Below are 15,063 nucleotides of genomic sequence, written 5' to 3' on the forward strand. Positions count from 1 at the left end.
GCTCAGCGGCGCAACAGACTTCGCGTCCCGCGTCGGATCACCGCGCGATACACGCGTTCCATGGTTCCCGTCCGCGCGTCTTCGGGGTCGACGAGTTCGTTCTCGGCGATGATCGACCGCTCGTCGTCGATGGATTCGCGGTCGAACTTCTCCAGCGTCCGGCCGGGGCCCACCAATGCGTCTATGGCCGCGACGAGCGATCGCTTCTCCGTCACGGCCGCGTCGAAGGTCTCGGCCGTGACATCGAGGTGCTCGGCGAGCAGCCGAGTGCGCATCGAGGTGATCGTCTCGCGCAGGACGCGGTCACCGTCATCCGAAGGGTTCGCCTCGATGGCCACGTCGCATTCGCTGTCGAAGCCCAGCGAACGGTTGTTGAGGTTCGACGAGCCGATGCGCAGCAGGACGTCGTCGACGATCAGGACCTTCGCGTGCACATAGATGGGATCACCGTCTGAGGTGACGGGGTAGAAGGCGCGGAACCGACCGTGCACATCCGCCCGCCAGAGCAACTGCAGGAGTTTGTGGCGGGCACCGTCCATGGCGAGACGTTCCACGCGACTGTCCGAGTGACGCGGCAGCACGACGACGATCTCGGGACCGTCCGGTTCGGCGAGCCGGTCGGCGAGTGCCTCGGCGATCTCCCGCGCAGCCAGGTACTGACTCTCTATGTAGATCGTCCGTCGGGCCGCGGCGAAGGCGGCGCGGTAAAGCAGGCGGATCTCCTCCACCTGCGGCCGGGCGTCGTAGTGCGGGACCGTCCGTGCGACCGCGACCTCGCAGTCGGTGAAGGTCACGTCCAGGTCTTCGGGCCAGATGTCGGGCCCATCGGTGTCGACCAGCGGCGCCAGCTGTTCGCCGGTGGCCGCCTCCCACCGATCGTGGGCGACACCCGCGACCACCCTTGCGGCGTCACCGTCGAGCGCGACCGTGACATCGTGCCAGGGCCCGTGCGGTCGGCCATCGGGGTCACGTCGGAATTCGTTGTGGGAGAGATGCTCCGAGGTGTCCCACCGGTCGACCGTCATGTCGATGCCGCCGCAGAACGCGAACTGGTCGTCGATCACCGCGATCTTCTGATGATGTGCCGCCGACACGGGATGCGCAGCGTCGATCCGGTAGTGCAGGCGACGCCCGGACAGCAGGTCCTGGACGAAGGGGGGCGCCACGCCGCGCAGGATGCCGGTGAACGCGCCGACGCTCCACCGCAGGACGTGGATCTCCAGTTCGGGACGGTTGTCGATGAGCCAGCGCAGGAAGTTGCCGAGTTCGTCGGGGACCTCGTCGTGCGGACTCCGCGGATCGAGGCTGATGCGGGTGTCCACATCCCATCCGATGAGCACGACCCGACGCCTCGCCTGGAGCAGCGCCGACTTCGCGTGCAGGAAGTAGTCCGCAGCGTCGACGATGCATGCCACGCGGCCTGCGGTCGCGATCTCCCGGCACGTGTCCCCTGCACGCAGTATCGGTTCGTGAGCTGACTCGTCCACCCTGATTACTTCCTCTCGCATCCGGCCTGTCCTCGACCGGCGTCCCATTGTGCCAAGGCGGGGCGCCACCGATTCACGCACCGCCTGCCGCGCGTGGTCGATGCCTACACTCGTCGAGGTGAGCGCACCTGTCCCCGATTCCCCGGCCGGCGCCGAGCGGGTCGTCCCGGCGCGGCGTCGACGTCGCGCGCCGGCGATCGTCGCAGCATTCCTCGCTGCGGTCCTCATCGCGGGCGTCGTCGCCTGGCAGGTCGTGCCGGAACGGTGGCTTCCGTGGGACACCGCGGAGTTCCCGCAGGCCGACCCGGCATCGCTCACACCGGACCAGCTGCGCATCGTCGATCTCGTACGACAGCAGCACGGTGCGCAACATCCGGGCACCTTCTATTCCGAAGGCGTCGACGAGGCGTGGTGCGCGAACTTCGTCAGCTGGATCATGCGGGAGGCCGGCCTCCCGCTGGTCAACCTCCACTCGGGAAGCTGGCGGATCCCAGGGGTGTACACGCTCCAGGAGTTCTACGAGGCCCACGACCGGTTCGAGCCCGTCGGCCACCACGACCCGCACGTCGGCGACGTCGTCCTGTACGACCGCTCCTCGGGATTCGGCCAGCACACCAACATCGTGGTCGCGGTCGACGGCAGGACCGCCATCACCGTCGGCGGGAACGAGATGGGCAAGATCCGGATACACGCACTCGAGTGGGCATCCGACGGCGGTGTCGTCGGTTTCGGCAGACTCGCAGGGGGCGAGCGAGCATGACGTTCGAGGGGTTCCCGGAGGCCGCCCTCGACTTCTACGACGATCTCGAGATCGACAACTCGAAGTCGTTCTGGGAGGACCACAAGGAGATCTATCGCACGGCCGTCGCGGAACCGATGCGCGCACTCACCGACGCGCTCGCGGACGAGTTCGGTCCGGCGAAGATCTTCCGGCCCCACCGCGACGTCCGCTTCTCGAAGGACAAGACGCCGTACAAGACGCATCAGGGCGCGTTCGTCGCCGTCGGACCGGCGACCGGGTACTACGTGCAGATCGGCGCGCCCGGGGTCCGTGTCGGCGCCGGGTTCTACGAGGCGTCGCCGGCCCGTCTCACCGAACTGCGCAGGGCCATCGACCACGACATGCACGGACCCGAGCTCGAACGTCTCCTCGACGGGCTCACCGCCGGCGGCTTCGAGGTCGGCGGCGACCGGCTCAAGACCGCGCCGCGCGGATACCCCATCGACCACCCGCGCATCGCGTTGCTGCGCCACCGGTCGCTGTCGGTGAGCCGTGACTACGGATTCGACGGGATCATCCATTCCCCGGATCTCGTGGAGCGCGTACGCCGGGACTGGCGGGCGGCGGTGCCCTTCGTCGACTGGGTCGCGCTGCGCACCGGCGCCTGACGACGCACCTTCGCGGCGAGTCCGCGGGAGGCGAATTCACGACGAGTTCTCCGGTTTGGCGCGCGCATGTGTCCGAAGCGGGGTGATACTGGTCGCCGACCGCCTCGGCGGCGCCTAGCACAGAGACAACCCGCGCATCCCAGACGATCACGAGCACCGGGCGGACAGCCGATGACGACCTCTCCCGACGGCATCGCCGCGGAGCTCGACGCAGCCATACCGGGACGCGTGCATCCACCCGGATCTGCCGGTTTTCGGGAGTCGCTGTCCCGCATCTTCTTTCCCGACGCCGCGCGCCGCAACCCGCCCTGCGTGGTCCATCCGCGGACCGTGTCGGACGTGGCCACGACGATGCGCGTCGTGTCATCCGCCGGCGGTCGCGTCACCGTCCGCGGGGGCGGACTCAGCTCCAACTGCGTCGACGATGCCGCCGTGCTGCTGGATCTCTCGGTGCATCTGACCGGTGTCGACGACATCCGCGACGGCACCGTCCGGGTGCAGGGCGGCGCCACCGTCGGCGCGGTGCTCGACACGCTGGCCGACACCGGGCGGGTGATCCCGGTGGGCATCGTCGGTCTGGCCGGTTTCGGGCTGGCCACCCGGGGTGGAGTCGGATACCTCACCCGCAGCGTCGGACTCACCCTGGATCATCTCGTCGCGGTCGAGTTGGTCCGGCCCGATGGTGAGGTGGTCAGCCTCCACGAGGACAGCACCGGTGCCGACGCCGACCTGTGGTGGGCGGTGCGCGGATGTGCACCGAGTTTCGGGGTCGTGACCTCCGCCGTCCTGCGTACCGTGCCGCAGGGGCCGATGCACGTCGACCGGGCGGTCGTGGAACTCGATGCGTTGGACGACTACTTCGCGATCGCCCCGACGCTCCCCCGACATTCGACGATGGGCGCGGTGCTGGGATTCACCGACGACACCGACGAGCCCGCGCTCCTCGTCTACACGGCGTGCCGGGGCGCCCGGGAGGTCGATCTCGCCGAGGCACGCGAGGCGACCGAGGCGGTGGTGGCGGGCTCGGCGCGCCCGCCTCGGTTCCGATCACGAACCGCGGGACGTTATCTGAGCGGGCTGCCGGAATTCGCGCTCCCCGGGCCCGATGGCGCCGACCCGCAGGCGATCTCCCCGCCCGGGTCCGAAACCCTCTCGGAGCGAGGACATTTCTTCGGCAAGTCGGTCTTCGTCGGCTCGACGCCGGGCGCCGGCGTCGCCGACGGGCTCCGACGCGCGATCGCTGCCGCACCGACAAGCGCGTGCCGGATCGACTTCCAGCACACCGGCGGCGCCCTCGCCGACGTCGACGACGCGGCCACGTCGTTCTGGGGCCGCGGAGCCGAGTGGAATGTGCCATTGAACGCCATCTGGTCCGACGCCGCCGACACCGATCGGTGCGCGGCCTGGGCCCGCGACACCCTCGACATTCTCGCGGCGGACTCCATCGGGGTCTACAGCGTCGAGCTCCGGCCCGGGTTCACCGAGACCGAACGGGAGACCGAAGCGGCGTTCGGCGGGAATCTCGCGCGACTCCGAGGACTGCGGGACCGCATCGACCCGGGACGGGTGCTGGGGGTTTCTCCGCTCTGACCGCCATCCCGCCCCACCCCACCCCGGAGGACCCATGACCAACGAGATCTCCCGCCCCGACTCCGGGCGGCAGGCCGGAGCCCCCGAAGGAGCCGCGACGCTCATCATCGGTCAGCGTGTCCACGCGGGTATGGACGATCGCTACCGCGAGTGGTTCGGGAAGATCGAGGCCGCCGCGGCCGGATTCCCCGGGTTCGTCGGATCGAAGCTGCGGTCTCCCGATCCCAGCCAGCCGGACTGGACCGCCATCTACGGGTTCGACTCGGTCGGCCACCTGCAGGACTGGCTCAACAGCGCCGTCCGACTCGACCTCGTCGACGAGGGCGCACACCTCTTCGACGGCCCGGCCACCGCCCAGGTGCTCGCGCCGGGCACCGCCGAGCCGGAGACCCTGGTGACCGTGGTGGTCACCCACCGCGTCGACGAGTCCAGAGTCGACGACTTCCTGGCGTGGCAACGACAGGTCGACGACGCCGAACACCGCTTCCCCGGCTTCCGGGGGACCGAACTGTTCCGGCCGATCCCCGGCGTCCAGGAGGAGTGGACCATCTCCTACCGTTTCGACACCGCCGAGCACCTCGACTCCTGGCTGACATCCGGTGAGCGTGCCCGGCTCCTGGCCGAGGCCGAGGACTTCGGCGACTTCACGCTGCGCCGGATCGACCACTCCTTCGGCAACTGGTTCTCGCACGGCGACGACGACGCACCACCGCCGTCCAACCTCAAGACGTCTGTGGCGGTCTGGGTCGGCCTCTATCCCACGGTCGTGTTCCTCACCCTGATGACCGCGCCTCTCGGCATGCCGCTGTGGCTGGGCATGCTGATCGGGAATCTATTGTCCAGCTTCGCGATGAGCTACCTCACGATGCCCTATTACGTGAACCGTCTCCTCGGATGGTGGCTGCAACCGAGAACGCCTGCGCCGCACACGCGGACCAACATCCGGGGCACGTTGTTCATCATCGCGTTGAATGCGGCCTGGGTCGCGGTCTTCTATCTGATCACGGTCCAGTTCTGGACTCTCCCGTGAGTATGTCGCCGTGACCGCGGGTGCAGACGGACCTCGCTCCGGCCGAATCGTGGGCATCCTGCTGTGCGTGGTCCCGCTGAGCCAGATCCCTCTGGACATCTACACGCCGGCCATGCCCGACATGGTGACGGACCTCTCGTCCACCTCGACGGCTGTGCAGGCCTCCGTCACCGCCTACATGCTCGGCCTCGCAGTGGGTTTCATCCCCGTCGGCGTGCTCGCCGACACCTGGGGACGCAAGCGGGTGCTGACGGTCTGCATCGGCGTGGTCATCGTCGCCAGCCTCGGCTGTGCGACCGCGACCGCGGTGCCGATGCTGCTCGGTGCCCGCTTCGTGCAGGGATTGGGCGCATGCGCGTGCATGGTCTTGAGTTATGCCGTTGCCGCCGATTGCTTTCGCGGCAAGAAGCTGACCTCGGTCGCCGGATTGCTGGGTGCCGCATGGGGTCTCGCCCCGGTCATCGCGCCGGCTGTCGGCGGCGTGCTCACCCAGTTCCTGACCTGGCGACTCATCTTCGTCCTGATCGCGGCGATGACCCTCCTCTTGGGCGTCGTGGTCGTGATGGCGCTGCCGGAGACGCTCTCCCCGGCCGACCGTGTCCCCGTCGATGTGCGCGCTACGTCGCGGACCTCGGTGACGATCGTCACTCACCCCGTCTTCGCCTGCTTCGTCGTCGTCTTCGGGTTGATGGCGGCGGCTCAGCTCGCCTTCGGCGTCGCGGGCCCGTTCCTCTACCAGTCCACACTGGGATTCACGCCTGCCGCGTATGGTCTGATCGCCCTGTGTGTGGGTGCGGTGTCCTCTGCCCGCAGATGTACGGCCTCGCCTTGGGCCTGTTCACCAGGAATCTCGGCCTGGTCGGTGGGATCGCCACCGCGGCGTCGTATCTCATCGTCTCGGTGGCCCTCACCCTGGTGGGCGTGCTCCCCGAGACGTCACCGGCCCCGCTGGGTTGGCTCTACGCCGGTTGTGGGCTCACCGGAGTCGTGCTCCTCGCGTGGGCGACATCTGGCCGGCGACGGACCGATCAACCGACCACTCCGGGCGTTCCGACAACGGCTGACCCACAACGTCTTTCCCGCCACGAGCGCAGCGACCCAGCGCACACACCTACCGTAAGCACACCAACCGAGGAGCACCGATGACCGACACCGTCCACTATGGGCACATCTTCCACCTGGCCGGGAGTCCCGCGATCACGGAGGCGGTCGACGCCCTGGTGTCCATCCCCGACGGCGCTCTGGTCGTCGGCGAGGACGGCACTGTCAAGTTCGCCGGCGAGAAAGCCGATCTCCCGGCCGAGTTCGCTTCAGCAGAGGTCCACGAGCACCCGGGCGGATACCTCATCCCGGGATTCGTCGACACCCACATCCACTTCCCACAGACCTACGCCGGCGACTCCTACGGCGGCGGTCAATTGCTCGAGTGGCTCAACCTGTGCATCTTCCCGTCCGAATCCAAGTTCGCCGACCCCGACTTCGCCCAGGCCGCGGCCGTCGAATTCACGCGACGTCGAGTCGCCGCGGGGACGACGGCGATGATGGTGTTCGGCTCCGCCTTCCCCCACGCCCAGGACTCCTTGTTCTCCGAGACCAAGAAGGCGGGGCTGCGCATCGTGGCCGGCCGGGGTATCCAGACGGTCGGCGGCGACACCGCCAAGCCGTTGCTGACCTCAGAAGAAGATGCGATCCGTCTCACCCGCGCCGAGATCGACAAGTGGCACGCCGCCGACACCGGCGACCACCGCACAGCACTGCTCCACGTCGCGATCGTTCCGCGGTTCTCGTTGTCGGTGACCACCGAGACGCTGAAGAACCTCGGCGAGCTCTACGACGAGTACCGCGACCAGGGCGTCTACGTTCATACCCATCTGAACGAGAACAACCGTCCCGGCACCGGCGAGATCGACACCACCAAGGAGGTCTACCAGGTCGACTCCTACCTCGACACCTACGACGGCAAGTTCCTGCCCGGCTCGCAGGTCGGCGGCAAGAGCCTGCTCGGGAGGCGGACCATCCTCGCGCATTCGGTGCACTGTCAGGACGCTGAGCTCGCACGCATGGCCGAGACCGGCACCTCCATCTCCCACTGTCCGGTGTCGCAGTTGTTCCTCGGGTCGGGCACGATGCCGTGGAAACGCACCGTCGCGGCCGGCGTGAACATCTCCGCCGGAACCGATTTCGGCGGGGGCGACGAGTGGTTGATCCCACGCGTCCTCGGCGACGCGTTCAAACAGCACATCACCGAACCGGGGGACGCAGGGGTGTCGATGCACCCGGCCGAGATGCTGTTCATCGGAACCGTCGGCGGGGCGCGCGCCCTTGACATGGAGAACCGCTTCGGCAACTTCGACCAGGGCAAGGAAGCCGACTTCCTCGTCGTCGAACCCGTGGACGCGCTGAAGTCCACGCTGGACAACGCCGTGCGTTCCGACGATCCCGATCTCGCCCGCGACCAGACCCTGTTCGGGCTGCTGATGGGCCTGCGTGAATCGTCCATCGCAGAGGTCTACGTGCAGGGGCGTCGGGTCACCGTCTGATCGGCGCCGGACACCCCACACCCAGGACATCACGATCGTCACCACCCACGACACCACCGACACCGCGATCATCGCCGTGTCGGTGTTCCACACCCGACCCGACGGCGACTTCGCCGGTTGGGCGACGACCCTGGCGACGTCGGCCACCGACTCCGAAGGTTGTCTGGGAGCCGCGGTCTCGGCGGTCGCCGACGGCCATTTCGACCCGGCGGTCGCGGCCACGTTCGTCGACGAGGAAGCGCTGGACCGGTGGCTGGACAGTGCAGGCCACGCCGCGGCGCTCGAAGCGGGCCGGGCGCACGGCTGGCTGCCGGCGGCACCCGTGATCGAGCTCGTCGACGGCCGATCGCCACCGCCGGGTGTCGGCGCGTTCCGTCACGACATCGTGGCGGGCGCGGTCGGCGATTTCGTTGCCGCGCAGCACGTGCTGACCGATGCGGCGAGCGGCTTCGGCGGTTACGAGGGCACCGCGCTGTTCGTCGACGAGCAACGCGTTACCTCGTTATCGGTGTTGCGGTTCCGCACGGAGCGGCAGCTCGCCGCCTGGGTGTCGTCGGGTCGACGCAGCGAGGCGCTCGCCGGATTGCGATCGAGCCTGACGCACGACTTCGAGGCGATGGCGAGCACCACGGCGTTCGGCACGACCGTGCGCACCGACCGCGGCCGGATTCTGCAGACGCCGAACTGGAAGTCGGCGATGATGGTCCTGCTCGTGCTCTACCCGACGGTGATGACACTCTCGCGTTTCCTCGGTCCGACACTCGACCGCGTCGGCGCGCAGCCGTGGCTCGCCCTGTGGATGAGTCAGGTCGTCAGCGTCACCCTCATGCAGTGGTGGTTGATGCCGTGGGCGTCGCGGCCGTTCCGGCGATGGCTCGACCCGGTCGACGGAAGCAACTGGCGCAGCAACGTGGCGGGAGCCGGCACCGTCCTGCTTCTCTACCTGCTGTGCCTGGCGGTGTTCGCCAATGTCACGTGGCTGCAGTTCTGGGACTACGCCGACGCGTGAGCCGTATGCCGGCCTGTGCCGTCCGCGGAGTCAGTCGACCACCCCGTCGACATAGACCCAGCGGCGATCACGTCGCGCGAACCGGCTGCGCTCGTGCAGAGATCCGCGTTCTGCGCCTCGCCGGTAGTACGCCGTGAAGGTCACCTCGCCCTCGACATCGAAGGGGGAACCGGCGGCGCTCGACTCGATGTCGAGGCGGTACCAGCGCATCGACGGGTCGAGTTCCAGCACGGCAGGGCGGGTGTCGGGGTGCCAGCTCGCGAGCAGATGGTTGCGATCGCCGAGCGCGAAAGCGGTGAAACGCGACCGCATCAAAGCCTCGGCGGTGGGCGCGGCACGCTCACCGGCGAGGACGGGTCCGCAGCAGTCGCCGAGAACGAGACCCGACAGACACGGGCATCTCTCGGAGGCATCTCGGTTTACCGATTCACTGGTCACCTGTCGATCTTAGGGGTAGACAGGAGGAGCGGTCGGCTGCGTGTGCCGGCCACCGCACCCCCGCCCGCAGGTTTCATGATTGGAGCGATCCCCTTGTCGGACAATGTGTATCGAGTCATCGAAGTAGTCGGGTCCTCGGACTCCGGCACCGACGACGCCATTCGGAATGCGATCGCGCGTGCAGCCCAGACCGTCAACCACCTCGACTGGTTCGAGGTGACCGAGACCCGCGGCCACATCGAGAACGGCCAGATCGCACATTTCCAGGTCACGCTGAAGGTCGGTTTCAAACTCGAGGGTTCCGACGCCACCTAGCGATCACCCCGGCGGGTTCCTCACGACTCGGTTCTCGCGGTCGTGAGGAACGCGCCGATCGCGGTGGCGACCGCCTGCGGGTCGTCGAGCATGGGCAGTACCGCCGCGCCCGGCATGGGGACGTAACGTCCACGCGGCAACAGGTCGGCCAGCCTGAGACCGTGGGCTGGTGGCATCACGCGATTGTCCGGTGCCCACAGCACGAGCGCATCGCCGTCGAAATCGGCCAGCGCCTCGGTACGCCGGATGAGTTCGGCGCCATCGAAATCCGTCGTCACATACTTGGTCACGTCGCGCCGGATCCGCGAATCCGTGAGCACCGGATCGGTCCAGCGCCGCATCTGAGCCGGGTCGACCGGACCGTTGACCATCCAACCCCACAGCAGTGGCAGTCGGCGCAGCCAACCGATGCGTAGCTGCCGCGCGGCCAGGGCTATCCCGCCGGGCAGGCGTACGGCGAGCGTGGCCATCTTGCCCGGTAGGCCCGGCGGGAAGTTGTCGAAGGCCTCACACGGGAGCACGATCATCCGGCCGACTCGCCGGTCGAGCCCGAGCGCGGTCAGGAACAGTGCACCACCCCAGTCCGAATGGACGAGTGTCACGTCGTCGAGGTCGAGCGTGTCGAGGATCTCGGCGACGAGGCCCACCATGCCGTCCATGGACAGGTCGGCATCGTCGTGCAGCGGAATGCGGTGGGATCCGAGCGGTAGAACGGGTCTGATGTATCGGAATCGACTGGGCAGTAACGGAATCACCGCATCCCAGACCTCGTGATCCATCAGCAGGCCGTGCAGGAACACGACGGGCGGGCCGGCGCCCTCGTCGGCGTACTCGATGATTCCCGCGGATGTGGCGATCCGTTTCATGGTCGTCGACCGCGTCTCGCTGATGGCCTCGTGGTCGTGTGTCATGGCCGGTCTCCTCTGGTGGACGCGCGAGTCGGCGGAAGGATGAACGCCGTCTAGAACGATCACTCTAGAACAGATGCTCTAGAATGGCCAGGGTGAAGACGGACGAACGCATCGTGGTGGCGATGACCGAACTGCTGCGCAGACAGGGCTATGCCGCAACGGGGATCAAACAAGTGGTGGACGCAGCCGGCGCACCCATCGGCTCCATCTACCACCACTTCAGCGGGGGCAAGCGCGACGTCGCGGCCGCCGCGCTGCGACGATCCGGTGCGGCGTACGGAGAACTCGTCGGAATGCTGCTCGCCCCCTACGACGACATCGCGGAGGGAATCGAGGCGGCGTTCGTCTCGGCGTCGGAGACCATCGCCGACAGCGGGTGGCTCAACATGTGTCCGGTGGGGACTGTCGCGGGGGAGGTCGCCGACACCGAGCCGGAGCTGCGGACGATCGCCGCGGAGGTCATCGACGGGTGGGTGGAGCAGGGTTCGGCGTTGTATCGAGCACGAGGGCTGCCCGACGCGGACGCTCACGCGCTGATGCTGGCAGTCGTGGCATCCCTCGAAGGCGCCTTCATTCTCGCGCGCACGCAGCGGTCGACGGCCCCGATCCTCGCTGGCGGCCGCGCGATGGGCGCCTTCGCCCGCCAACTGACCGCGGCGGCGGCGAATACCCGCTCCGACACCGCCGCCCCTGCCTGACCCCGCGGTCCGTCGCGTCGTCGCTCGCGTTCGCCGTGCGCCTCCTCGGCACCGAACCTAGACTTCGGGGACCATGACGCCCGACCATCCCGTTCCCCTTCCCCGCCGGGACGACCGGTGAGGTACACCCAGACGATCGCCGGCACCACCCATGAGTTCGACGGCCTCGTCGAACTCATGGCGAAGGCGACCCCCCGTCGGTCCGGTGACGAGCTGGCCGGTTGTGCTGCGCACTCCGACGCCGAACGCGCCGCTGCCGCTTGGCAACTCGGCGACGTCCCCTTGACCCGGTTTCTCGAGGAGCCGCTGGTTCCCTATGAATCCGACGATGTCACCCGGTTGATCGTCGACACGCACGACCGCAGCGCGTTCGCCGAGATCGCCCACCTGACTGTCGGCGGGTTCCGGGACTGGCTGTTGGAGATCGCCCCACGCGCCGACGCCGCCGACCGGCTCTCCCGGATCGCCCCCGGACTGACGCCGGAGATGGTCGCAGCAGCGTCGAAGATCATGCGGAACCAGGACCTGATCCTGGTGGCCGCCGCGGCGAGGGTGACGTCGGCCTTCCGCACCACCATCGGGCTGCCCGGCCGGATCGCCACGCGCCTCCAACCCAACCACCCCACCGACGATCCCCGGGGTATCGCCGCGGCCACCCTCGACGGGCTCCTGATGGGATGTGGCGACGCGGTCATCGGGATCAACCCGGCGTCGGACTCACCGCGGGCGACCGCGGACCTGCTCCACATGCTCGACGACATCCGGCAGCGTTTCGAGATCCCGATGCAGTCGTGCGTGTTGTCGCACGTCACGACCACCGTCGAGCTCATCGAGCAGGGTGTGCCCGTCGACCTGGTGTTCCAGTCGATAGCGGGCACCGAGGGCGCCAACAACGGGTTCGGGGTGACGCTGGAGATGTTGCGCGACGCCGACGAGGCCTGCCGGTCCCTGCGTCGCGGGACCGTGGGCGACAACGTGATGTACCTGGAAACCGGTCAGGGATCGGCACTCTCGGCCGGCGCGCACCTCGGGGTCGGCGGCAAACCGGTCGACCAGCAGACTCTGGAGACCCGTGCATACGCGGTGGCGCGGGAGCTGAATCCGTTGCTGATCAACACCGTCGTCGGGTTCATCGGTCCCGAATACCTCTACGACGGCAAAGAGATCATCCGCGCCGGACTCGAAGATCACTTCTGCGGCAAGCTGCTCGGGCTGCCGATGGGCGTCGACGTCTGCTACACCAACCATGCCGAAGCCGATCAGGACGACATGGACACGCTCCTCACGTTGCTCGGCGTCGCCGGGGCTGCGTTCGTCATCGCCGTGCCCGGGGCGGATGACGTGATGCTCGGCTATCAGAGCCTGTCGTTCCACGACGCGCTCTATGTCCGTGAGGCACTTGGCCTTCGGCCCGCCCCCGAGTTCGAGTCCTGGCTCGCCCGACTCGGCATGACCGATGGCGACGGTCGAATCCTGCCCGTGGATCCCGGCGAGTCTCCCCTGATGTCGCTGACGGCCGGACGATGACGGCGGACCGGCCCACATCTGCCGATGACGAGGGTCGGCAACCCGACCCGTGGGCCGACCTGCGCCGGACCACCCAGGCCCGTATCGGACTCGGCCGCACGGGCAATTCCCTTCCGTCACGGCGGGTCCTCGAATTCCAGACCGCCCATGCGATCGCGCGCGATGCCGTGCACGAACCCCTCGACGTCGACGGGTTCGCCCGTGGCATCGGCGAACTCGATCTCGACGCGCCGATCGTGGTCACCAGTCGCGCGACGACACGCAGCGAGTACCTGCGCCGGCCGGATCTGGGCCGGATGCCCGACGACCTCTCGCAGGTCCCGCGCGCCGACACCGAGATCGGGATCGTGATGGCCGACGGACTGTCGCCGCGGGCACTCGCCGACCACGGCCACGGCCTCGTCGCAGCTCTGCTGCGTCAGTTCGACGGCCGCTACTCCATCGCACCGCCGGTCATCGCGACCGAGGCACGCGTCGCCCTCGGCGATCACATCGGCGAGGCCCTCGGCGTCACCACCCTCATCGTGATCATCGGTGAGCGACCCGGGCTCTCGGTCGCCGACAGTCTGGGCATCTACCTCACGCACCTCCCTCGGCCGGGACGCGCCGACTCCGACCGGAACTGCATCTCCAACATCCACCCGCCCGACGGCCTGCACTACGAGACCGCCGCGCGGACCACCGCCGCACTCATCGATGGCGCCCGACGGCTCGGACGATCCGGGGTCGCGCTGAAGGACCTGTCGGGCGACGATCCGCAGGCGCTGTCGCCTGGGTCGTGAGCTGCTCGACGGTGCGTCGGCCAGAAGCGCTGGTTTGGGTCAGCGGCGCTAGCTGCAACTAGCGCAGATGGATGTCAGCTAGCGCTTCTGTACGGCCGCACCGCGTGAGGGTCGGCAACGTCGAACCGGCACCGCGGCGGTCATCACCTCGCAGGGACCAGTGACCGGCGGCCGCCAGCGAAATCTCGTCCATCTCAGCGGAGCGCGAGGGCAATATGCCCTTCCCGCGTCGTGAGGTGGATGAGAAATTCGCGTGGGTGGCGGCGGCGCTCCGCTCCGGCCTCAACGTCTGCACCGTGGACCGCAAACAGCTCTGAGGCCCACACGAAAGCGCTGGTTCGGTTCAGCTGCGCTGGTTACAACCAGCGCAACAACTCCCAACCAGCGCGTATGCGGACGCGGGTTTCGGAGTGGCTTGCGGCGCTCCGCACTTCGACCGCGCGGGTCTCGATCAGGTCCCGAGGATCTTGGCCTTCTGTGCGGCGAACTCGGCTTCGGTGAGAATGCCCTGCTGGTAGAGCGCACCGAGTTCCTTCAGCGCCGAGATGGTGTCCGTCGGGCTGGGCGCGGGTGGCTGCGGGGGCGCCTGCTGCGGAGCTTCGGTGTACTGGGGCTGGGCGTATTGCGGCTGGGCGTACTGCTGTTGCTGCGGATTCTGCGCCGAGCCGCCTTGCTGTGCCCATCGGTTCGCCTGGCGTCGTGACACGCGGTTGCTCACCGCCGTCGCTGTGCCGGAGATGACGGCGGTACGTGCGACGCCACGGAGAAGTCCTGGCATGGTGCGTCCTTTCGGGTATCGGATTCGGTCATCGGCAGTCGTGGTGCTAAGCCGTCGATGCGGGAATCGTCACCTCGTCGACCGCATCGAGTTGCGCGAGCAGCGCTTCGGCCGGTATCCGCCCCGACGCCACGAGCCGTCCACCGTTGTTGCGTACCGCCGTGGCGAACGGTGCGGCCCAGGTGTTCTCCCATATCAGCACGGCGGCACTGGATCCCGGATCGATCACCCCGGCCGCCTCCGCGAGGTCGGCGTCGTCGAGCAACGAGGTCGATGCTCCGTCGAAGATCGCGAAGTCCACTCCGAGCGAATCGATCTCGAGGCGGGCGACCGTCCCGTCAGCGTCCTTGGTGATGAAGACGATGTCGATGAGCCGCACGATTCCGCGGTCGATCAGGTCGATCAGATGCGGCAGCGCCTCACCCGTGGGCTGTCTACCGGCCCACTCGACCACGATGTAGTCGATGGGTCCGAGTTCCCGGTCCGTTCCCGCATCCGTGGGCGGTGCCGCCTGGCTGCTCGTGTCCGCCGTTCGGTCGGCAGCGAGTTCCTGTTCTCCCATTGCTCAC

The 15,063-nt window shown here is 68.1% G+C and carries 16 protein-coding genes; 11 read left to right on the plus strand and 5 right to left on the minus strand.

All coding sequences use genetic code 11. The features are described 5' to 3' along the window. Positions 1–2: 2 nt before the first annotated feature. A complete protein-coding gene (locus MAY35_RS12520; protein ID WP_374237950.1) occupies positions 3–1,508 on the minus strand; it encodes a phospholipase D-like domain-containing protein in 1,506 nt (501 codons plus the stop codon). Between the two features lie 97 nt (positions 1,509–1,605). Between MAY35_RS12520 and MAY35_RS12525 the strand changes: the two genes are divergently transcribed. From MAY35_RS12525 to MAY35_RS12555, 7 genes are all read left to right on the plus strand, one after another. After that, the gene (locus tag MAY35_RS12525; protein WP_238421618.1) at positions 1,606–2,247 is read left to right on the plus strand and encodes a CHAP domain-containing protein; all 642 of its coding nucleotides are present in this window, start codon (positions 1,606–1,608) and stop codon (positions 2,245–2,247) included. Further along, positions 2,244–2,876, plus strand: a complete 633-nt coding sequence (locus MAY35_RS12530; RefSeq protein WP_238421619.1) for a DUF2461 domain-containing protein — start codon at positions 2,244–2,246, stop codon at positions 2,874–2,876. Before MAY35_RS12525 ends, MAY35_RS12530 begins: the two co-directional genes overlap by 4 nt. Before the next feature lie 171 nt (positions 2,877–3,047). Next, entirely contained in the window at positions 3,048–4,466 is a 1,419-nt protein-coding gene (locus MAY35_RS12535; protein ID WP_238421620.1) for an FAD-binding oxidoreductase, read from the plus strand. A 34-nt stretch (positions 4,467–4,500) separates the two neighbouring features. Continuing rightward, positions 4,501–5,496 carry an antibiotic biosynthesis monooxygenase gene (locus tag MAY35_RS12540; protein WP_238421621.1) on the plus strand — a complete coding sequence of 332 codons (996 nt, stop codon included), beginning with the start codon at positions 4,501–4,503 and terminating at the stop codon, positions 5,494–5,496. Positions 5,497–5,506: 10 nt separating this feature from the next. Then, positions 5,507–6,616: an MFS transporter gene (locus MAY35_RS12545; protein WP_238421622.1), complete on the plus strand. Its 1,110-nt coding sequence runs from the start codon at positions 5,507–5,509 to the stop codon at positions 6,614–6,616. Between the two features lie 22 nt (positions 6,617–6,638). Further along, positions 6,639–8,036, plus strand: coding sequence for an amidohydrolase family protein (locus tag MAY35_RS12550; protein ID WP_238421623.1), 1,398 nt, complete (start codon positions 6,639–6,641; stop codon positions 8,034–8,036). 76 nt (positions 8,037–8,112) lie between these two features. Further along, complete coding sequence (locus MAY35_RS12555) at positions 8,113–9,045, plus strand: antibiotic biosynthesis monooxygenase (RefSeq protein WP_238421687.1); 933 nt, start codon at positions 8,113–8,115, stop codon at positions 9,043–9,045. 30 nt (positions 9,046–9,075) lie between these two features. Here the strand turns inward: MAY35_RS12555 and MAY35_RS12560 are convergent, their stop codons facing one another. Next, positions 9,076–9,483, minus strand: coding sequence for a YchJ family metal-binding protein (locus tag MAY35_RS12560; RefSeq protein WP_238421624.1), 408 nt, complete (start codon positions 9,481–9,483; stop codon positions 9,076–9,078). Positions 9,484–9,576: 93 nt separating this feature from the next. Between MAY35_RS12560 and MAY35_RS12565 the strand changes: the two genes are divergently transcribed. Continuing rightward, positions 9,577–9,798 (plus strand): dodecin, encoded by a 222-nt coding sequence (locus tag MAY35_RS12565; RefSeq protein WP_238421688.1) that lies wholly within the window; start codon positions 9,577–9,579, stop codon positions 9,796–9,798. Positions 9,799–9,818: 20 nt separating this feature from the next. On the opposite strand, the gene MAY35_RS12570 is transcribed toward MAY35_RS12565, so the two are convergent. Next, positions 9,819–10,709, minus strand: a complete 891-nt coding sequence (locus MAY35_RS12570) for an alpha/beta fold hydrolase (RefSeq protein WP_238421625.1) — start codon at positions 10,707–10,709, stop codon at positions 9,819–9,821. 83 nt (positions 10,710–10,792) lie between these two features. On the opposite strand from MAY35_RS12570, the gene MAY35_RS12575 reads away from it, so the two are divergent. The 3 genes from MAY35_RS12575 to eutC all read left to right on the plus strand — a co-directional run bounded on the left by MAY35_RS12575 (position 10,793) and on the right by eutC (position 13,716). Continuing rightward, positions 10,793–11,407: a TetR/AcrR family transcriptional regulator gene (locus MAY35_RS12575; RefSeq protein WP_238421626.1), complete on the plus strand. Its 615-nt coding sequence runs from the start codon at positions 10,793–10,795 to the stop codon at positions 11,405–11,407. A 117-nt stretch (positions 11,408–11,524) separates the two neighbouring features. Then, positions 11,525–12,934 (plus strand): ethanolamine ammonia-lyase subunit EutB, encoded by a 1,410-nt coding sequence (locus MAY35_RS12580; protein ID WP_238421627.1) that lies wholly within the window; start codon positions 11,525–11,527, stop codon positions 12,932–12,934. Next, positions 12,931–13,716, plus strand: coding sequence for an ethanolamine ammonia-lyase subunit EutC (gene eutC, locus MAY35_RS12585; protein WP_238421628.1), 786 nt, complete (start codon positions 12,931–12,933; stop codon positions 13,714–13,716). The genes MAY35_RS12580 and eutC overlap by 4 nt, the downstream gene beginning before the upstream one ends. Positions 13,717–14,167: 451 nt before the next feature. On the opposite strand, the gene MAY35_RS12590 is transcribed toward eutC, so the two are convergent. Then, positions 14,168–14,494, minus strand: a complete 327-nt coding sequence (locus MAY35_RS12590) for an SHOCT domain-containing protein (RefSeq protein ID WP_238421629.1) — start codon at positions 14,492–14,494, stop codon at positions 14,168–14,170. A 46-nt stretch (positions 14,495–14,540) separates the two neighbouring features. Continuing rightward, complete coding sequence (locus tag MAY35_RS12595) at positions 14,541–15,056, minus strand: DUF6325 family protein (RefSeq protein WP_238421630.1); 516 nt, start codon at positions 15,054–15,056, stop codon at positions 14,541–14,543. Positions 15,057–15,063: the final 7 nt, after the last annotated feature.

The organism is Gordonia sp. 'Campus' (genome assembly GCF_022206305.1).
GTDB lineage: Bacteria > Actinomycetota > Actinomycetes > Mycobacteriales > Mycobacteriaceae > Gordonia.